We start from the raw sequence: 19,143 nt of genomic DNA, 5'->3' as shown, positions 1-19,143 counted from the left end.
TTAGAAAAAGAGAACATCACTGATACTTCATGTAACAGAGAAGTTCACTGGTTAAAGTCCAGTACTATTTATTTTAATAGTAGCGTTTTAATTTATATGTGGGTGATTAGCTCAGTTGGGAGAGCATCGCCCTTACAAGGCGAGGGTCACTGGTTCAAGTCCAGTATCACCCACCACTTTTAAAAGTGTTCGCATCTAAATTCTATACGGACTCTATGTTCATTTAGAAAAAGAGAACATCACTGATACTTCATGTAACAGAGAAGTTCACTGGTTAAAGTCCAGTACTATTTATTTTAATAGTAGCGTTTTAATTTATATGTGGGTGATTAGCTCAGTTGGGAGAGCATCGCCCTTACAAGGCGAGGGTCACTGGTTCAAGTCCAGTATCACCCACCACATATAAAACCTATTATAAAAATAGTAGTTTAAATTGTAATATGGGTCGTTAGCTCAGTTACAAGAAAAGAGAGCATCACCGCTTTTTATAAAGGATGGCGAGGTTCACTGGTTAAAGTCCAGTACTACTTACTATAGGTAGTAGCATGTAATATGGGTCGTTAGCTCAGTTGGGAGAGCATCGCCCTTACAAGGCGAGGGTCACTGGTTCAAGTCCAGTACGACCCACCATTTTCAGAATGGTGCATATTACAAAAATCTAAATGGGTCATTACTCAGTTTAGAAAAAAGAGAGCATTACCGCTACTTCCAAGTAACGGCGAGGTTCACTGGTTAAAGTCCAGTACTATTTATTTTAATAGTAGCGTTTTAATTTATATGTGGGTGATTAGCTCAGTTGGGAGAGCATCGCCCTTACAAGGCGAGGGTCACTGGTTCAAGTCCAGTATCACCCACCACATATAAATCTATTATATTGATAGTCGCGTTTTAAAATTTAATATGGGTCGTTAGCTCAGTTGGGAGAGCATCGCCCTTACAAGGCGAGGGTCACTGGTTCAAGTCCAGTACGACCCACCATTCTTAGAATGGTGCATATTAAATATATAATTTGGGTGATTAGCTCAGTTGGGAGAGCATCGCCCTTACAAGGCGAGGGTCACTGGTTCAAGTCCAGTATCACCCACCAAATTATACTAAGCGATTAATTGATAAGTTTAAAAAAGTAATACCTATTATATGTGGGTGATTAGCTCAGTTGGGAGAGCATCGCCCTTACAAGGCGAGGGTCACTGGTTCAAGTCCAGTATCACCCACCACATATAAATACTTCCTCGGTATCTATTTTTAATTCCTTTCCTATTTTTATTAAATTCTTATTCCAATAATTAAATCTATTATAAAAAAGAGCATCGCCTTTCTTTACAAATAATGGCGAGGGTCACTGGTCAAGTCCAGCATCATCCACCACATATAAATACTTCCTCGATATCTATTTTTAATTCCTTTCCTATTTTTATTAAATTCCTATTTGAATATTTAGATTTATTATAAAAAAGAGCATCGCCTTTCTTTACAAATAATGGCGAAGAACACTGGTTCAAGTCCAGTATCACCCACCACATATAAACACTTCCTCGATATCTATTTTTAATTCCTTTCCTATTTTTATTAAATTCATATTTGAATATTTAGATTTTTTATAAAAAAGAGCATCGCCTTTCTTTACAAATAATGGCGAAGATCACTGGCTCAAGTCCAGTATCACCCACCACATATAAATACTTCCTAGATATCTATTTTTAATTCCTTTCCTATTTTTATTAAATTCTTATTCGAATAATTAAATCTATTATAAAAAAGAGCCCCCCCTTTCTTTACTAGTAATAACAGATTAACCACGCCCTATTATTTAGTACCTATTCAAATACGTACATAACCCGTTATTACAGCACTGGATAAAAATGACACTTTATGACCATATAAACGTATTAGTTAAACCTAATTACCTAATAAATACAGCTAGCATTTAAATTCTCTTGTAAGCAGCTAAACTGTTGATTATAGTCTGTGTTAAAAGTGATAACGCTTAAGCCAATGCCAACTAAGATATTTTCAAAAGCCAAAATACTAATAGTCGAAGAGCAACCGCTTGCTCAAAGCTATATGAAACAATCGTTAGAAAGGCTCGGCTTTCGGCAGTTGAGTTTTGCCGATCATGCAAATTCAGCCAAAGAGCAATGTTTAAGTGAATCGTTTGATTTAATTGTTTGTTCGTTTAATTTAAACAAACACCAAGACGGTTACCAATTGTACGAAGAGCTAAGAGTAAAAAAACTTATAAAAAACTCCACTGGCTTTATCTTTATTTCAGCTGAAACAAGTGGCTCATTAGTACACAGTGTACTTGAGCTTCAACCGGATGATTTTTTAGTTAAACCTTTTACAGGGCAAGAACTCAAAACCCGAATTGAACGTATTTTAAAGCGCAAACACGATCTTCAAACCGTATACATGCTTATTGATGATGGCAATGATTCAAAAGCAGTAAAATATATTGATGCCGCACTTGAAAGAAAAGACAATAATTACAGCCCTATCTTACTTCGCCTGAAAGGTGACGCTCTTCTTCGGTTAAAGCGGGCTCAAGAGGCCAAAGATTTTTTTAAATCCGTCCTCGACATTCAAAAGTTTGCCTGGGCAAAGGTGGGGCTAGTTGAAGCACTTATAGCCAACAACGAGCACATTTTGGCGCAGCGCATGTTAAAAACCATGCTAGAACGTCAAGAAACCCGCCTTGTTGCATTAGACTTACTAGGCCGGTTAGAAATAAAACTCAATCAATTTGAATTGGCACAAGATTTTTTGAGCCAAGCTGCCACAATTGCACCACGTAATATATCGCGTCAAAAATCGTTAAGTACAGTCTCGTTAATTAATCACGACTACGAAAAAAACTATCTAACACAAAAAGATATAGCAAACTTTGCTAAGCACTCTATTTACGATCATCCCGACATTTACTTAAATGCGGCTCGAGCAGGAATCGATTTTGCGTTAACAACGGATCAAACCGATCAAGTGCAGCGAATTTCAAGGCAGACAAATAAGTATATAAACGATTTAAAAACCCAATTTCCTAACAGTACGAATCAATCGCAAATTGATGTGCTTAATGCGCGGCTTCATTATTTAAAAGATGAGCATCAAAAAGCTAAAAAGCTCATTGAACAATTAGAAGATGACGACTCTATAATACGCTCAGTAGATGGCGCACTTGATAAAGCAAAAGCCTTTCATGAGCTAGGGTTTCATCAAAAGGCGCAAATGTTATTTTCGCAAATAATTAATCATTGTGAAAGACACCCAAATACCAGCGAACCCACCTACTTACGCTATATACAGCAACAACAAAGCGAACGACGTGACATTAAAATGGGGCCAAAAGAACTTAATAACCATGCGGTAACCCAATTTAACAAAGGGCAATTAAACACAGCACTTGAAGCATTTACGCATGCGTTTAGAGTTATGCCACGCAATCAAAGCATTGCACTTAATTTATTACAATGCTTGTTTGATTCGACCAAGCAAAGTGGCAGCTCATTGAATATAGGACTTGCTAAAAAATGCTACGCCTTATTGGACAAATCTGACCTGCCAGCAGATCAAGCGCAGCGCTTAGATAAAATTATGAATCAAGCAAAAGAGATGAAGCTAAACCTCAAAGACTAAAGCTTTTTCATTGCTGCGCCATTAACGCAGTATCGAAGGCCCGTTGGTAGTGGGCCATCTGGAAATATATGCCCTAAATGCGCATCACACACGTTGCATACAACCTCTACACGCTCCATGCCATGGCTGACGTCGCGTACGTAGCCTATTGCTTCTATTGTTGCTGGCTGAGTAAATGAAGGCCAGCCTGTTCCGCTTTCAAATTTTTCGTCAGCATCAAACAATAAATTATCACAACAAACACACACATATTTACCGGGCTCTAGTAATGTACAACTGCCAGACATATCAGGACGCTCTGTCCCCTTCATACGAGTTACGTAGTATTCGTTTTCTGATAATTGTTCACGCCATTGTTCATCGGTTTTAATGACTTTTTTACTGGGTGCAGGGTTGCCATTATTGGCAAAGTTAATCACATCTTTCCATTTCAACATAGTAACCTCATGAAAACCTGTATTACGAATAGGGTGTATAATCTGGCCTCTAGATAATTAATTTATATAAAACAAAGATCAGGTTATATGGCTAAATCTTTTTATTGTTACGTGGATGAATGACGCCGCGATCAAGCTTGTTCAAAGGTAATAGTTTGCTTTTCTGCAGTAGTAAAAATACGCTGCATAAACGCCTCTAATTCCGCTTTTTTAACGGGTAAGCTAACACTTAGTTGCCGGTCATTATTGCTACAAATAATTAGCTCGTCATCTTTACTCACTACGCGCTCAATACTTTGTATAACCAACCAATTTGGACCATGTTTTTTATCAAAAAAGCCCATTAGGCTAAACACTAGTAAGTGCTGCGCATCGCGTTGAACAAAGTGCTCTAAACGGTTTCGCGCTTTAAATAGTGGTGTAAGCCTATACATGCTTGAACAAAATACAAACACCCACACTCCTATCAATACTTTAAACCACATAACTTCAAATAACTCAAAAGCAAACATTAAACCAATAAGCACACAGCCGATGAGTGCAATGATTAATGCTATTTTTTTGTTTACTGCGTCCACTATGAATCCCTTTTAAGATCTTTTTTGTCATCTGATGCTTTTTCTGTTGGCTCAGGCCAATCTTTAAAAAACACGGTTAAATAACGACTTTTAACTAAATACCAAAGCACCCAAAACACAATAACCATTTGCACCGCTAAAAAAAGTGAAAACCGGTAATGGCTATGTGCCGCTTGTACTATTAGCCACGTTAAATCTATTAGCGCGCATACAATTAATGGCCAACGCATATGCCGCCAAATACTCGCCAATCTGTCAGTGGCGCTATGTGAATCGCGAGGGCGGCGCAAGCAAAATAACAACGTAGGTAATATCGCAATACTGCCAATGGCAATAGCAATAAAAAAGTCGCTTTTAGATCTAAAAAATAACGACATTAAATCTAGCTCTGGTCGTCGGCTCAGTGCCGCAATAACCCAAATAAAATAAGCACGCAGCAACACCACTACACTTAAGTGAAACGCAACAGGCGTGCGATAACTCCCGTATTTATCCCAGTATTGAGGTCCGTATTGGCTCATTACTATTTTCCTAGCCGTTATGCTTTTTAAGGAGCTCGATTAAACCATCCTCTGTGAGCACGTCTATCCCCAAATCTTGAGCCTTTGTGAGTTTAGAGCCGGCTTTTTCACCCGCTACTAAAGCATCAGTTTTAGCAGATACACTACCTGACACCTTTGCACCTAGCTGTTGTAAGCGCGCTTTGGCATCATTGCGGTTAAGCGTATTGAGCGTACCTGTAAGTACATAAGTAAGCCCCGCCAGCGGTTGCTCATCCTCTGACGGTGCACTTAGTGCTGGCCAATGAACACCTTGCTCAATAAGCGCATTGACCACCGCTAAATTGTGCTCTTCATCAAAAAAGCCTCGGACATGCGATGCCACAATATCGCCTACATCGCTTACTTGTGTGAGGCTTTCAACACTAGCACTAATAATATTCTCTAGCGTTAAAAAGTGATTCGCTAAATTCTGTGCCGTAGCCTCACCGGCTTCTCGAATACCCAATGAATATAAAAATTTAGCAAGCGTAGTCGCTTTTGCTTCATTTAAAGCAGTAACTAAGTTTTTAGCCGATTTAGGCCCCATGCGTTCAAGTGATTCAAAGTGACCTTGCTTTAATATAAATAAATCAGCCGGAGTTTTTATAAGCTCACGGTCCACTAATTGATCAACAATTTTATCGCCAAGACCATCTATATCTAGTGCCTTACGCGAGGCAAAGTGCTTTATAGCTTGCTTGCGCTGCGCGGGGCATACTAGGCCACCAGTACAACGGGCTACAGCTTCCCCTTCTACTTTTTCTACATGGGAGTCACAAATAGGGCAAGCTGATGGAAACACAATGTCTCTTGCATCTGTGGGCCTGCGTTCAAGCACAACTTGTGTTATCTGCGGAATCACATCGCCAGCACGGCGTATAATCACCGTATCGCCGACTTTAACGCCTAACCGAGCAATTTCATCACCATTGTGAAGCGTTGCATTAGACACCGTTACACCGCCTACAAACACAGGTTCTAAACGAGCAACAGGCGTAATTGCACCTGTACGACCAACTTGAAACTCTACATCAAGGAGTTGAGTGACTTCCTCTTGCGCCGGAAATTTATAGGCAATAGCCCAACGAGGTGCACGCGCTACAAAGCCTAAACGCTCTTGTAGGGCTTTTTTATTAACTTTTATTACCACGCCGTCAATTTCATATTTAAGCTCACTGCGACGCGTTAAAATATCATCATAATAATCAAGTGCAGCTTGTGGCCCTTCCACCAGCTTTGTTTCTGGACAAAGGGGTAAGCCCCAATCAGTTAACTTTTCTAATTGCTGAAAGTGATCCTCAGGGATTGAGCCATCAGCAACCAAACCAGTACTGTATGCATAAAACATCAGTGGGCGTTTTGCGGTAATTTTAGAGTCTAGCTGGCGTAGGCTACCTGCCGCCGCATTACGTGGATTTACAAATACTTTTTCGCCACGCTTTTGCGCTTCATTGTTTAGCTTTTCAAACCCAGCGCTGTCCATAAATACTTCACCACGCACTTCAAGCTCTTTGGGGTAGTTGCCACGCAACTTAAGGGGGACGTTACGAATTGTTTTTACATTTTGAGTAATATTCTCGCCTGTAAAGCCATCACCCCGTGTTGCAGCTTGTACCAACACTCCATCACGATAAATAATAGATACCGCTAACCCATCAAGTTTTGGCTCACAGCAAAAAGTGAGCTCATTTGTGCTCATTAAGCGCTCTTTTATTCTGCGATTAAAGCCCGTAAATTCATCTTCGCTAAACGCATTATCAAGCGATAGCATTGGCACTTGATGAGCAACTTGCTCAAATTTACTAAGCGCTGCACCACCTACTTTTTGAGTCGGTGAATTAGCAGATAAAAATTCAGGGTTTTGTGTTTCAAGCGCACTGAGTTCGCGTAATAGCCTATCGTATTCAGCATCGGGAATGCTGGGGGTATCAAGCACATAATAATTATAGTTGTGCTGCTCTAATAGGGTACGAAGATGATTAATTTGCTCACTAATGCTGCTAGACATTTAAACCTCAAAAAACATAAAAAAGCCACTTTGACGATATCGCCCAGTGGCTTGTAAAAATTATATATTACAAATTGTTAAGCTGAAAAAGCACGAACCTGCTCAACATATTGCCTTACACGCTCAACACTCATTTCTTCGCGTTCTGCGTCTAATATGTGCGCGCCAAATTCGTCGGCTATTTTTTTAGCCGCACTGTGCAACATATTAAAGGCTGCTAGCCCGTCACCGTCACACGGCAAGGTCATAAATAAGCTCACACCTGCGGTGCTAAACTGTTCCATATTGTCTATATCGAACGTTCCTGGGTTGTACATATTAACTAGTCTAAACAACACTGGTCCTTGGCCTGCAGGGTCTAAATGACGATTAAAAAAGCCTTCTTCAGAATATTTAAAACCAAGCGTATTCACAGCAGGTAATAACTTGCTGCCTTGCATAGTTAAACCTTCTGGCATTTGTATATGTACAATAACAAAATCGGGTACTGGCTCTTTTGGTTGTTCATTAGTTTGCTCAACCGATTCTAAATCGTCAACAACACTCAGGTCATCTTCAATAGGAACCTCTGGCGCGCTGGGCTCAATTTGAGGCTCATTAGCATCAAAGTTAAGTTCCCCTAGCTGTGGTTCGTCACGCTCACTAATTACCGGCTCTTTTGGCTCAGCTTTTTGACTATATGAATGAGAGGAAGCTGTTTGGCTTTCTTGGAGTGGTTCAACCCGTTCATTAACGGACGTATCTGGGCTCTCTTTTTTTCTTACAGACCATAAACCATGGACTAATAAGCCACCAATGACAATCACACTGATAATGATTAAAACCCATCTTAATTGTTCGGCCATCCCCTCACCTTTTATTATTTGTTATGCCTAAAACCTGTATAGTAATTAAAAACTAATACACGTGTTATAAAAATTTATGCGTGTGCAAGTTGCACCGCTTGTTCAATATCTACTGCAACCATTCGAGATACACCCGGCTCTGCCATAGTCACACCGGTTAAACGCCCCGCCATCTCCATTGCAATTTTGTTATGACTTATATAAATAAATTGCACTGATTGTGACATTTCTTCCACCAAACGGCAAAAGCGAACAACGTTTGCGTCATCTAATGGTGCGTCAACTTCATCCAGCATACAAAACGGGGCTGGATTTAGCCTGAATATAGAAAACACTAATGATAATGCCGTCAGCGCTTTTTCTCCACCACTTAACAAGTGAATAGTTGAATTTTTCTTACCTGGCGGCCGTGCCATTATACTAACACCACTTTCAAGTAAATCGTCACTGGTTAATTCCAAATACGCACTCCCTCCACCAAAAACTTTAGGAAACAGCTGTGCAAAGTCTTCATTAACTTGATCAAACGTGGCTTTAAAGCGTGTTTTTGTCTCGGTATCTATTTTCCGAATAGCCCCTTCAAGGGTATTTAACGCTTTAGTTAAATCCTCTAACTGATTATCTAAATACTCACTGCGCTGTTTTGCAACATCAAACTCTTCTATAGCTGCTAAGTTAACCGCACCCAGCTTGTCTAGCTGATTTGTAATACCTGTTAATTGGTTTTGCGCTGCATTTAGAGTTAAGTCGTCAGGTAATGTTTCAAGTACGGCTTTTAAGCTTTGTTTAAGCTCTTCTAATGGCTCAAGTGCAGCTTGTGCCTTTATTAGTAAGCTCTGCTCTTCAAGTGTTAATTTTTGATGTTGTTCTTGAAGCCCTTGCAGCTTACCTTGCGAATTTTTAAGGCTAGCTTGCTTTGTATGCAAGGCGTCTTTAGCTTGTGATAAATCGTTTTGCAATTGCGCTAATCGTTGTTCGCCTTGCTGATGCTTTTCTAGTAAGGTTGAAATTGATTCACTAAGTGTTTCTTCTGGAATAAGTAACGCCTCTATTTCCAAAACTAATTCTTCAGCCCCTTGTTTTGCCTCTTCATAGGCTTGCGCTGCATGGCTCAGTTTTGTTTGACTTAACTGCCATTCACTACGTGCTTTTTGCTGACTTAAGCTTGCCTGATGAGCCTGCGTTTTGTATTGCTCCAATGCGCTGAGTGCTTGGCTATAATTTTTATCGCTGAGCATGCGCTCATCATTCGCAATCTCAGTTTCATCTGTTAAATTTAATTGCTGATCAACAAATAGTTCATATTGCTCGGTTTGTTCATCAAGCTGCTTATTGAGTTGCACCATTGACGCATTTATCGCTTGCTCTTGTGTTTTTATTTTTGATAGCTGATGTTGATGTTGAGTAACCTGCTCTGTGAGCATATCGCTTCGGGTACTTGAAATAGCAATTTGTTGAGCAAACTGATGAATAACGTCTTTGAGTGCTTTTTGCTCGGTATTAAGCTCTGCTTGTATTACAGTGCATTGTTCAAGCTCACTTTTGACCTTTTCAAGCTGACTTTTAACCTGTATGACCTCATCGGTGTGCGCGTGAAGTTGCTTATGCTTTATTAGCAATGAGTTGTCGGTGTTACTGTCTGCGTTTACGTGCCAATTACGACCATGCAATTCGCCTTTTTTATCCATTATCGCAATGTAATAGCCATCATTTAGCATGGTTAAATCGGCGTGTTCGCTATAGCCAATTCGCGTGAGTAAGTCAGGGTAAACGCCAGCGGTAATATAATCTGCCAAGCTTGCCTTAAGTGAAGGCTGACTGCTTGGCCATATACTATTAGTTGATTGCTGCTCTGTTACACTTAAATGCGTGAGCGACTTAAGTGCTTGCTCTATTAGTGGCTCAAAACCATCTTGCACTATGAGCTGACTTAAAACCCCAGTTGAGTTAGTGACCTCTTCATCTAACCCCAATGCACTTTTAAGCCCAGCAATACGGGCGTTTAGTTCATTTTCTTTCTGTGTCAGTGTTTTATGATTGTCTTGAGTTTCATCAACCAGCCTATTTTGCTGAGTCAATTTAACTTCACATTGCGCAAGCGCGCTTTGGTTTTTTGCAAGCGCCTCAGTGAGTGCTTGGCGCTGCTGTTTTTGCTCGGCCAGCTGCTGTTCTACATTATTATTTTTTAGTTCATCAAGCTGTAAATTTAATTGGCTAAGTTGCTCATTAACATGATTTATTTGCTGTTGCGTGTGCTTTATTTCACTACTTTGCGACTGCACCTGATTGGTAAGGTGTTGCTGTTGTTCGTTGAGTGTTTGCCAATTCGAATAACTTCGCTGCTTAGTACCCTGCAACCCCTCAAGCTCAAATGACAATTCACTCACTTGCTCTTCGCACATTAAACTGCTTTCTATTGCCTCTTGCAGTGCTTCATCAAGTTCTTCGCATATGTGCTGCTGTTGCGCTTTTTGCTCAAGGCTATCTGTTTGGCGTTGTTGTAATTTTATTAAACTTTGTTTAAGTGACTGTATTTGTTGTTTAACACTAATTTTTTGCTGTTCGGCTCGAGTTAACTCGGTATGAGTAATATGTTGCTGGTGCTGCGCATCACTTAATTTATCTTGCTGAGCTTGCACCTCTCCTTCAAGTGTTGCAAGCACATCATCGTGCCCTGAGTGAGCCGTTTTAAAAAAGCTTATTTGCTCATTAAGCTTTTTGATTTGCTCGCTTTTGTCTAATTGTTGTTGATGCAGCTTTTGCCATTTTAAAACAGCTACTTGACCTTTTAATGTGCGCTCTATTGCTTTAAGTTCACGGTATTTTTTAGCATCAAGTGACTGAACAGCTAATTTATCGAGTTGGCTTTGCAACTCTTTACGAACATCTAATAAACGTTCTAAATTTTCTCGGGTACTTTTAATCCGCGTTTGCGTTTCGCGGCGACGCTCTTTGTATTTAGATACGCCCGCAGCTTCTTCTAAAAACACGCGAAGTTCATGAGGTTTACTTTCAATTAAGCGCGATATCATCCCTTGCTCAATAATCGCATAACTGCGAGGACCAAGCCCAGTGCCTAAAAATATATCAGTTATGTCACGCTTGCGGCATTTGCTGCCATTTAAAAAGTACAACGATTGGCCATCACGTGTTACTAAACGCTTAATCGCTACTTGGTTTCTATCGGCAAAGGTATTTTTTAATTCTTGCTCGCCCAACGAGTTATCAAAAATCAGCTCTACAGAGGCTTGCGAAATGGCTTTTCGATTAGTCGAGCCGTTAAAAATAACATCTGTCATGGCATCGCCACGCAAGTTTTTAGCTGAGCTTTCTCCAAGCACCCATCTTACCGCATCAATCACATTAGATTTGCCACAGCCGTTTGGCCCAACAACGCAGGTCATTTGATCTGGAAACGGTATTTTAGTGGGCTCTACAAACGATTTGAAGCCCGCTAATTTAATAGTGCTTAAGCGCATCTTGTTGTTTTACCAATTTATTATTGTTGTTATTCATGGGCAATTTAACTCAAAGAACACACGTTTGTTAAGCTTGACGTTTAAAATTATCTAAAATAATCCCTGTCGCCATAGCCACATTAAGTGACTCGGCCTCACCAAATGCAGGAATTGTTATTTTATCGGTTACTAAACCCGCACAGGCTTGTCGTATGCCATGAGATTCGCTCCCCATTAACAATACACCTTCGCCATTAAACTGTGTTTTGTGTACGCTTTGGCCATCTAAAAACGCACCGTAAATTGGTAACTTGAGTGTTTGTAGGTAAGCAGGCAAATCGACCTGACTAACTGAAACTCTTACAAATGACCCCATTGTGGCGCTAATTGTTTTTGGGTTATAGGCATCTGCACTGTCTGTGCTGGTAACAATGTGTTTAATACCATACCAGTCTGCCACTCTTATTATTGTGCCTAAATTGCCAGGATCAGACACGCCATCAAGAGCCAATATTAATCCTTTTATTTTGGGTAAGTCGGCTTTTGGCATATCAACAATTGCAATTGCGGCATTATTACTTACTAGCGTGCTCGCTTTAGTAAGAACGTCCTCGTCGGCTTCAATGATATGGGTGCTTGGAAAACAGCTTTGATGAGCATTTATAAATGCCGAAGTTGCAAATACATCAACTGCGTTTAGTGAACTATTAAGCAACTCAAGTACGTTTTTTTCGCCTTGTACAAGGTATTGATTATATTGCTTTCGGTACTTTTTTTGGCCAAGTTGGCGAATAAGTTTGAGTTGGTTTTTTGAAATCATAACAGCCCCATAAAATTATCCGTCCAGTATAACAGAGTTCATTATAAAAAATGTATCACCTAGTTTGAACTCACCTTATAGAGATTAAAAGTCCGATTGCAGGGATAAATATTGAGTTTTGCACTTAAAATCGGTAAATTAACAAAAAAACAACATGGAATGGCTTTTAATGGAATCAATACACCCACCCCCTTCACAATCAAACGAATCGAGCGCGAATCCACTCACCCCGCTATCTAGCTCTAAAGTACAATTTAGTGGTAAAGGCGGTGAGTTTTTTGGTATTTGGATAGTTAATATCTTACTAAGCGTACTAACATTGGGCATTTATTCTGCCTGGGCAAAAGTGCGTACAATGCGCTATTTTTATGGGCATACTCGTATAGATGGCCACAGCTTTGACTACTTAGCTACTCCAATGCAAATTTTAAAAGGCCGTATTTTAGCCGTTATTGTATTTTTAATTTACACATTTGCTGTCAGCTTTCTTCCACTCATAGGCTTCTTATTTGCCATCGCTTTTATTTTTTTAATGCCGTGGATTATTAACCAAGGCTTACGTTTTAATATGCGTATGACCCGTCATCGTAATGTGCGTTTTTCGTTTAAAGGAGATTACGGCGAAGCCTTCATTAACTTTATTCTTTTACCTATTGCTAGTGTATTTACACTGTATTTATTAATGCCTTATGTTTTAAAGCGCATAGATACTTACATTCACAGTAATATTAGTTACGGTAATAAGCCATTAGCCGTAAACCTCAAAGGTGAAACCTACTACCTTACAGCCCTTATTTGTTTTGTGGTGAGCTCTATCACCATGGTGATATTTATGGCTATTTTAGGACTATTTGGACTTGATTTACTCAATGTAGAAAACCAACAAGCCGCTCAAGACCCTGCAAAAATGGGGGTTATGTTTGGTGGGTTAATGGTTGCTTACGTCGTGATGATTGCCATAGTAACCGCGGTATGGAAAGCGGCAATTAGAAATCATATTTTTAATAATAGCCAATTTGAAGATGTAGCATCGTTTAAATCACAGCTTAAGCCTATTCCTTACGCCATTTTACTTTTAACCAACATGTTAGCTATTGTGTTTTCATTAGGGCTTGCTTACCCCTGGACACAAATTCGTACATCAAAAATGCTTGCCGAAGCTACAACCGTTGATATATACCCTGGCGCATTAAACTTAATAGATACAACGCAAGAGCAGCAATCATCCTTTGCTGAGGAAGCGGCTAACGTATTTGATATTGATTTGTCGTTAACATAAGAGTTTATTATGAACGTTCAGGGACATTATTTTTCAAACGCTTCGAGTAATTATCAGCTGTGTGTCGCTAAAATTAGCGGCTCACACGTTGAAATTAATCACGGTAACGACGAACCTGTCCGCTATGCAATTAACGAACTTAATTTAAGTTCGGCGATTGCAGGTCTTGCCGACGAACTAAGCTTTGACGATGGTGGTCGGTTTATACCGCTTGATGTAGATTTTAGGTGGCCATTTAACGCTAAAAATAATCACTCACTAGAGCGGTTTGAAAAAAATAAGTGGGCTATTATTGCAGCAATTGTAGTTACACCTCTTTTTATGTGGTTAATGCTATACAAAGTTGTGCCCGCAATTGCTGTTTACAGTGTTGATACTCTACCGCATAGCGTTGTTGAACAAATGGGTGAGCAAAGTTTTGCTGTAATTAAAAAATTAGCACTTGACCCAACAGAGTTACCTGACGAACAACAAGCCAGAGTTCAGCGACACTTTAAGACCATGCTTGATGAGCTTGCACTTGAAAGTTCGGTGTATAGGCTTTCGTTTTATAAATCCCAAAGCTTTGGTGCTAATGCGTTTGCACTCCCTCATGGCCGAATTGTGGTCACAGATGAATTAGCTAATTTACTGGCCGATAAGCCCAATGCACTAAAAGCCGTATTACTTCACGAAATTGGCCATGTCGTCCACCAGCATAGTGTTCGCATAACAGCACAATCGGCAGCAAGTACGATTGTACTTGCCGTTATATTCGGTGATTTAGAGGGAATAGCTGAGGTTGCCTTGGGGACTGGTGCCTCGTTTGCCCAACAAGGCTTTTCGCGAGATATGGAACGAGAAGCCGACAGTTATGCATTAAATCAACTAGAAAACTTAGGCTATTCAAGCAACGATTTTGCCGATGCAATTGAAGCTTTGCAAAGTGCGCATACCACTGAAAACGAACACCTTAAAAAGGTAAATAACTTACTCGAATACTTATCAAGCCACCCCAGCTCACAGGAGCGAATAGATAATGCTAGGAAATAACCGCGGTTATATACAAATTGCACGCTATATTGTGGGGTTGAGTTGGATGTATCATGGCTTTTTTCCAAAGATTTATCACGTTGCCCCTCTTGAAAAGTTAATGACTGGCAGTGCTGGCTATTCTGCACAAGTGTCTGATTTGATTACACGTGGTGCCGGTATTGCTGAGGTTATTTTTGGGCTGTTACTAATTATATTTTATAAAAATAAACAGCTAGTTTGGTTAAATATTTTCTTATTATGCGGCCTGTTAGGGGCCGTTGCGGTCATGCAGCCAAATTTGTTAATAGAAGCATTTAATCCAGTTACTACCAACTTACCGCTTATTGCCTTAAGCTTTATATGGCTGAAAGAAATAAAACTCTTGAGTAATCGATACCTCTAAATAATAAAAGAGGATTTACATCCTCTTTTATTATTGGGGCACTTTAGAGTGAGTACTTATTTTTATGTGTCCACAAATGCAATAACTCGCTCGCAATTGTTGCTGCGGCAATAGCGGTAAGCTCACTTTGGTCATACGACGGTGATACCTCTACCACATCCATTCCCACCATATTTATACCTTTAAGCGCGCGCAGTATTTTAAGCACTTTATCTGATGTTAAACCACCACAAACCGGTGTGCCTGTACCTGGTGCAAATGCCGGGTCAAGGCAGTCTATATCAAACGTTAGGTAAACGGGTAAGTCGCCTACCCGCTCGCGTATTTGCGCTGCTATTTCATTGGCGTGCAAATCGTTAGCTTGCATTGCATCAATCACTGCAAACTCATGCTTTGATTGGTCAAAGTCGGTACGAATACCTATTTGTATGCTGTGCTCTACATCAATCAGCCCTTCCATGGGTGCATGATAAAACATAGTGCCGTGATCAAAACGCGAGCCATTGCTGTATGTATCAGTGTGCGCATCAAAATGAACCAGCGCCATTTTGCCATGTATCTTTGCATGCGCGCGCAATAGCGGAAGCGTTACAAAGTGATCGCCCCCAAGGCCTAACAGCGTTGCCCCTTGGCGAAGTATTTGCTCTGCGGCCATTTCTAGCTGTGCCGTAAAATACTCAGGATCGCCTACCGGATAAGTAAAGTCACCCGCATCAGCAACCGTTAAACGCTCAAACAAAGGAAATGTCCACGGGTATTTAGTGTCTTCCCAGGCTAAATGTACCGACGCTCTGCGAATAGCATCTGGCCCTAAGCGAGCACCGGGACGGCCCGATGTTGCTAAGTCAAACGGTAAGCCTAGTACAACGACATCTGCATCAATGGCATTAATATTTTGCACCATAGGACGACGTAAAAACGTCATCCCGTTTGAATACAATGAGTGGTCAACATGACCAAACAAGCTAGACATTGCTTATAACTCTTCTAAATAAGTGTAGCCATTAAGGCCGTTTTGCAACTCGTCTAAAACGCTTTGCTGTTCATTTTTATCTATTTTTGCAGACACTAACTGCGCGTACGACTGCTGAAAGCTCTCAACATCTAAATGCACATATCGCATCATATCGGCCACCGTATCGCCCTGGTTTATTTCGCTAATACTGGCAACGCCTTGATCATCCATATTAATAATTGCACTGTGCGTATCGCCAAATAAATTGTGCATATCACCCAAAATTTCTTGGTACGCACCCACTAAGAAAAAGCCCATTAAGTAAGGCTTATCTGCACTGTACTCAGGCACAGGTAAAGTGCTTTCAATGCCTTGGCCATCAACATAGTGCTCAAGTGCACCGTCTGAATCACAGGTTATATCAAGTAATACAGCACGTTTTTTTGGTGCTTCGGTTAAGCCACTTAATGGCAATACCGGAAACACTTGATCAATCCCCCACGCATCAGGCAATGATTGAAAAAGCGAAAAGTTTACAAAAAACTTATCAGCTAAACGCGCATTTAACTCGTCAATAATCGGGCGATGAAAACGATTTTTGTTATCCATGTGTTTGTTAAGCTCATAACAAATACGTAAGTTAACTTGCTCTGCCCACGCACGCTGCGTTAAATCTAAAAGCCCAAGTGCAAACTGGTTATGCGCCTCTGCTAAATCCCCTTGGCTATCGTGATAAATTTCAATCAGTGCGCGGTCATCCGTTAAATCGGTTAACTGCACAAACGATGCCCACATATTATTTAATAAAAGCGGTGCATCGCCAGCAGGCGCTTTTAGCTCCTCTGGTACGTAGCTTTCTGTGCCTATAACATTAGATATAAGCACCGCATGATGCGCTGTTAGTGCACGCCCCGACTCAGAAATAATCGTCGGCATTGGCTGCGCGTACTGCTTACAAGTATCACCTATGGTATACACAATGTTATTTGCATACTCAGCTAAGCTGTAATTCATTGAGTTATGCGATTGGCTGCGTGTACCATCGTAATCAATAGCTAAACCGCCCCCTACATCTAAGCACTCAATGCTTGCACCTAATTTGCGTAGCTCACAGTAAAAACGCGCGGCTTCGCTCACACCTAAACGCACATCACGAATGTTTGCCATTTGCGAGCCTAAGTGAAAATGCACAAGTTGCATTAAATCAAGTTGGCCTGCCTCTTTTAAACGGTTTACTACATGTAAAACTTGCGACGCTGATAAACCAAATTTAGATTTTTCACCGCCACTTGCTTGCCACTTACCTTTGCCCTGCGATGCTAAACGTACGCGAATACCAATACGCGGTTTAACATTTAGCGCTTTTGCTTGGCTAAGTACCATGTCGAGCTCAGAAAGCTTTTCAAGCACTATGTATACTTTGTGGCCTAGCTTTTCGCCAATCAGTGCTAAGCGCACATATTCTTTGTCTTTGTAGCCATTACATACAATTACTGCACTGGTTTTTTCTGCCATTGCCAAAACAGTTAATAGCTCTGGTTTACTGCCCGCCTCAAGTCCTAATTGTTTTTTTTCTAATTCGGCTTGGCTTGCTACTATTTCTTCAACCACTTCACGTTGTTGGTTTACTTTAATTGGGTAAACTAATAAGTAGTCTTTTGGGTAACCATAGTTTTCAATCGCGGTATTAAATGCGCCACATAAACTGTGCACACGATGATGTAAAATTTGTGGAAAGCGCACTAAAGCCGGTAAGCTTAAGCCTTTTTCTTGAAGTTGTTTTGCAATATCTGTCAGTGCAATAGTTTGCTCTGGGGCGTGAGCCTTTGGAGCAACATACACATCACCTTGATCATTAATACCAAAAAAACCTTGGCTCCAATGACGAACATTGTAACTCGTGCGAGCTTGTTCTAGTGATGTTGTCTCTTTCATTTATCTTTCTCTTTTAATTAATGAATGCCGGTTCGGCTAATTGCGCGCATTAAAAGAAAAATAGACCTTTAAGTCCAACAAGTATTTTTACTCGTAACGAGTGATTTTTAATATTAAAAATAAATAGTAAAGAGCATGACCAACAAAACCTTATTTTATAGGGCCTAGCTTTAAGAAAAGCTCAGATTGGTAACACACTTATATATTGAGGGGTAATGTTAGGTGTGGTTTAAACAACTGCGTAGGAGCAAATTAATTACTTAGCCTGAGGTCTGCTTTAGAGATTAGATTTCAGAATCAGGCTAATTAACTATTGAAGCTAAATCATTTATTCAGCTAACGCCACTTCGGCAAGCTTCATTGTGCTCTCAAATGATTTAGTGCCAGCAATAAATAGCCCATTGTGACAAAAAACAGCGTCGTCCAATCCCGTTTTTGCTTGGAAATCTTCATCAGACAAACCAGCCCATGCTTTAGGAAGCGACTTTCTATCTTCAAACGAGCCGGGCTCGACAGGGACTGTTTGAAGTATCCATTGACCTGAATGTGAAGGATAAACCATGTACAACGCTTCGCTTGACAAAATATGGACTGTTTTTTTCCATGGCGTGTACTTTTCAAGCACAATAACGCGAGGATCTTCAGCACTTTCTATCGCTTTAGCGACAATTGCTTTTGCATTGACACTGCCACTTGCTGACGCTATGAATCGAGTCAGCATACGAGAAGCAAATTCGACAGCTTCATCAAAGCACTTATCAAACTCAGGGCTCTCTTCCCATGTTGGGTTATACATTGAAATTGTTTGACTTAAACTTATACCCTGCTGAACACCCTCAACATGACCACAATCAATTGCATCAATGGTTGAAACTAATCCTGCATCAACTCTGTCTGCAACTGCTTGATTATTGTCACACAGTGCTAAACCATACTTTTGCCACACCAATCCAAATGACGAGTACGGTATTCCATTTTCACGCTCCCCAGCGCCACCACGTTGGTGGTGATCAAAACGCCCAGCATCTGAATCGTATTGCCCACCTACATCAATCACTATATCAGCACTGTCCATAAGCGCTTTATCACGTGTACGTACTAAATTAAACGAAGGGTAGACATGTTTAAGCACCGCGATGCTAAATACATCATCGGCATGAAAATTACCGTTATGAGTAACTACTGTTAAATCGGTCACTGAACTGGTGTCTTTATTAGAAAGGATAAGGAAGTCTC

The 19,143-nt window shown here is 40.4% G+C and carries 14 protein-coding genes and 7 tRNA genes; 11 read left to right on the top strand and 10 right to left on the bottom strand.

Annotated elements, in window-relative coordinates; genetic code table 11:
* Window positions 1-100 precede the first annotated feature (100 nt).
* The 8 genes from RF53_RS04090 (at window position 101) to RF53_RS04055 (ending at window position 3,633) form a co-directional block, all read left to right on the top strand.
* Window positions 101-176 (top strand) — tRNA-Val (locus tag RF53_RS04090).
* A 147-nt stretch (window positions 177-323) separates the two neighbouring features.
* Window positions 324-399 (top strand) — tRNA-Val (locus tag RF53_RS04085).
* Between the two features lie 155 nt (window positions 400-554).
* A tRNA-Val gene (locus RF53_RS04080) sits at window positions 555-630 on the top strand.
* Window positions 631-781: 151 nt separating this feature from the next.
* Window positions 782-857, top strand: a tRNA-Val gene (locus RF53_RS04075).
* Between the two features lie 45 nt (window positions 858-902).
* Window positions 903-978, top strand: a tRNA-Val gene (locus RF53_RS04070).
* A 33-nt stretch (window positions 979-1,011) separates the two neighbouring features.
* Window positions 1,012-1,087: transfer RNA gene (locus RF53_RS04065), tRNA-Val, on the top strand.
* Between the two features lie 54 nt (window positions 1,088-1,141).
* Window positions 1,142-1,217, top strand: a tRNA-Val gene (locus tag RF53_RS04060).
* 778 nt (window positions 1,218-1,995) lie between these two features.
* Complete coding sequence (locus RF53_RS04055; RefSeq protein WP_039036812.1) at window positions 1,996-3,633, top strand: response regulator; 1,638 nt, start codon at window positions 1,996-1,998, stop codon at window positions 3,631-3,633.
* Here the strand turns inward: RF53_RS04055 and msrB are convergent.
* The 7 genes from msrB to RF53_RS04020 form a co-directional block, all read right to left on the bottom strand.
* Window positions 3,630-4,070, bottom strand: coding sequence for a peptide-methionine (R)-S-oxide reductase MsrB (msrB, locus tag RF53_RS04050; protein WP_006794529.1), 441 nt, complete (start codon window positions 4,068-4,070; stop codon window positions 3,630-3,632). The two genes, RF53_RS04055 and msrB, sit on opposite strands and share 4 nt — an antisense overlap.
* 131 nt (window positions 4,071-4,201) lie before the next feature.
* Window positions 4,202-4,648, bottom strand: coding sequence for a hypothetical protein (locus tag RF53_RS04045; protein ID WP_006794528.1), 447 nt, complete (start codon window positions 4,646-4,648; stop codon window positions 4,202-4,204).
* Complete coding sequence (locus RF53_RS04040; RefSeq protein WP_039036673.1) at window positions 4,648-5,169, bottom strand: DUF2919 domain-containing protein; 522 nt, start codon at window positions 5,167-5,169, stop codon at window positions 4,648-4,650. The genes RF53_RS04045 and RF53_RS04040 overlap by 1 nt, the downstream gene beginning before the upstream one ends.
* Window positions 5,170-5,179: 10 nt before the next feature.
* Entirely contained in the window at window positions 5,180-7,198 is a 2,019-nt protein-coding gene (gene ligA, locus RF53_RS04035; protein ID WP_039036672.1) for an NAD-dependent DNA ligase LigA, read from the bottom strand.
* A gap of 77 nt (window positions 7,199-7,275) precedes the next feature.
* Entirely contained in the window at window positions 7,276-8,043 is a 768-nt protein-coding gene (gene zipA, locus RF53_RS04030; RefSeq protein ID WP_039036671.1) for a cell division protein ZipA, read from the bottom strand.
* A 74-nt stretch (window positions 8,044-8,117) separates the two neighbouring features.
* Window positions 8,118-11,522 carry a chromosome segregation SMC family protein gene (locus tag RF53_RS04025; protein WP_039036670.1) on the bottom strand — a complete coding sequence of 1,135 codons (3,405 nt, stop codon included), beginning with the start codon at window positions 11,520-11,522 and terminating at the stop codon, window positions 8,118-8,120.
* A gap of 67 nt (window positions 11,523-11,589) precedes the next feature.
* Window positions 11,590-12,321: an RNA methyltransferase gene (locus tag RF53_RS04020; RefSeq protein WP_039036669.1), complete on the bottom strand. Its 732-nt coding sequence runs from the start codon at window positions 12,319-12,321 to the stop codon at window positions 11,590-11,592.
* A gap of 169 nt (window positions 12,322-12,490) precedes the next feature.
* On the opposite strand from RF53_RS04020, the gene RF53_RS04015 reads away from it, so the two are divergent.
* Genes RF53_RS04015 through RF53_RS04005 form a run of 3 tightly spaced genes read left to right on the top strand, consistent with a single transcriptional unit; the run spans window position 12,491 to window position 15,017 of the window.
* A complete protein-coding gene (locus RF53_RS04015; RefSeq protein WP_039036668.1) occupies window positions 12,491-13,600 on the top strand; it encodes a YjgN family protein in 1,110 nt (369 codons plus the stop codon).
* A gap of 9 nt (window positions 13,601-13,609) precedes the next feature.
* Window positions 13,610-14,632 (top strand): M48 family metallopeptidase, encoded by a 1,023-nt coding sequence (locus RF53_RS04010; protein ID WP_039036667.1) that lies wholly within the window; start codon window positions 13,610-13,612, stop codon window positions 14,630-14,632.
* Window positions 14,619-15,017: a DoxX-like family protein gene (locus tag RF53_RS04005; protein WP_006794520.1), complete on the top strand. Its 399-nt coding sequence runs from the start codon at window positions 14,619-14,621 to the stop codon at window positions 15,015-15,017. The genes RF53_RS04010 and RF53_RS04005 overlap by 14 nt, the downstream gene beginning before the upstream one ends.
* A 43-nt stretch (window positions 15,018-15,060) precedes the next feature.
* On the opposite strand, the gene speB is transcribed toward RF53_RS04005, so the two are convergent.
* The 3 genes from speB to RF53_RS03990 all read right to left on the bottom strand — a co-directional run bounded on the left by speB (window position 15,061) and on the right by RF53_RS03990 (window position 19,105).
* Entirely contained in the window at window positions 15,061-15,990 is a 930-nt protein-coding gene (gene speB / locus RF53_RS04000; protein WP_006794519.1) for an agmatinase, read from the bottom strand.
* A gap of 3 nt (window positions 15,991-15,993) precedes the next feature.
* On the bottom strand, window positions 15,994-17,907 hold the full coding sequence (gene speA / locus RF53_RS03995) for a biosynthetic arginine decarboxylase (protein WP_039036666.1): 1,914 nt from the start codon (window positions 17,905-17,907) through the stop codon (window positions 15,994-15,996).
* A 328-nt stretch (window positions 17,908-18,235) separates the two neighbouring features.
* On the bottom strand, window positions 18,236-19,105 hold the full coding sequence (locus RF53_RS03990; protein WP_039036665.1) for an MYG1 family protein: 870 nt from the start codon (window positions 19,103-19,105) through the stop codon (window positions 18,236-18,238).
* Window positions 19,106-19,143 lie beyond the last annotated feature (38 nt).

The sequence above is a fragment of the Pseudoalteromonas sp. ECSMB14103 genome, from assembly GCF_000813065.1.
Classification (GTDB): Bacteria; Pseudomonadota; Gammaproteobacteria; order Enterobacterales; family Alteromonadaceae; genus Pseudoalteromonas; species Pseudoalteromonas marina.
Note: the sequence above shows the minus strand (reverse complement) of the source record. Positions and strands in the feature narration are given on the sequence as shown.

What these genes read in the sequence shown, in the direction of transcription:
- RF53_RS04055 (WP_039036812.1), top strand. Translation starts at nt 1,996, where the DNA reads ATGCCAACTAAGATATTTTCAAAAGCCAAAATACTAATAGTCGAAGAG.
- msrB (WP_006794529.1), bottom strand. Translation starts at nt 4,070, where the DNA reads ATGTTGAAATGGAAAGATGTGATTAACTTTGCCAATAATGGCAACCCT.
- RF53_RS04040 (WP_039036673.1), bottom strand. Translation starts at nt 5,169, where the DNA reads ATGAGCCAATACGGACCTCAATACTGGGATAAATACGGGAGTTATCGC.
- ligA (WP_039036672.1), bottom strand. Translation starts at nt 7,198, where the DNA reads ATGTCTAGCAGCATTAGTGAGCAAATTAATCATCTTCGTACCCTATTA.
- zipA (WP_039036671.1), bottom strand. Translation starts at nt 8,043, where the DNA reads ATGGCCGAACAATTAAGATGGGTTTTAATCATTATCAGTGTGATTGTC.
- RF53_RS04025 (WP_039036670.1), bottom strand. Translation starts at nt 11,522, where the DNA reads ATGCGCTTAAGCACTATTAAATTAGCGGGCTTCAAATCGTTTGTAGAG.
- RF53_RS04020 (WP_039036669.1), bottom strand. Translation starts at nt 12,321, where the DNA reads ATGATTTCAAAAAACCAACTCAAACTTATTCGCCAACTTGGCCAAAAA.
- RF53_RS04015 (WP_039036668.1), top strand. Translation starts at nt 12,491, where the DNA reads ATGGAATCAATACACCCACCCCCTTCACAATCAAACGAATCGAGCGCG.
- RF53_RS04010 (WP_039036667.1), top strand. Translation starts at nt 13,610, where the DNA reads ATGAACGTTCAGGGACATTATTTTTCAAACGCTTCGAGTAATTATCAG.
- RF53_RS04005 (WP_006794520.1), top strand. Translation starts at nt 14,619, where the DNA reads ATGCTAGGAAATAACCGCGGTTATATACAAATTGCACGCTATATTGTG.
- speB (WP_006794519.1), bottom strand. Translation starts at nt 15,990, where the DNA reads ATGTCTAGCTTGTTTGGTCATGTTGACCACTCATTGTATTCAAACGGG.
- speA (WP_039036666.1), bottom strand. Translation starts at nt 17,907, where the DNA reads ATGAAAGAGACAACATCACTAGAACAAGCTCGCACGAGTTACAATGTT.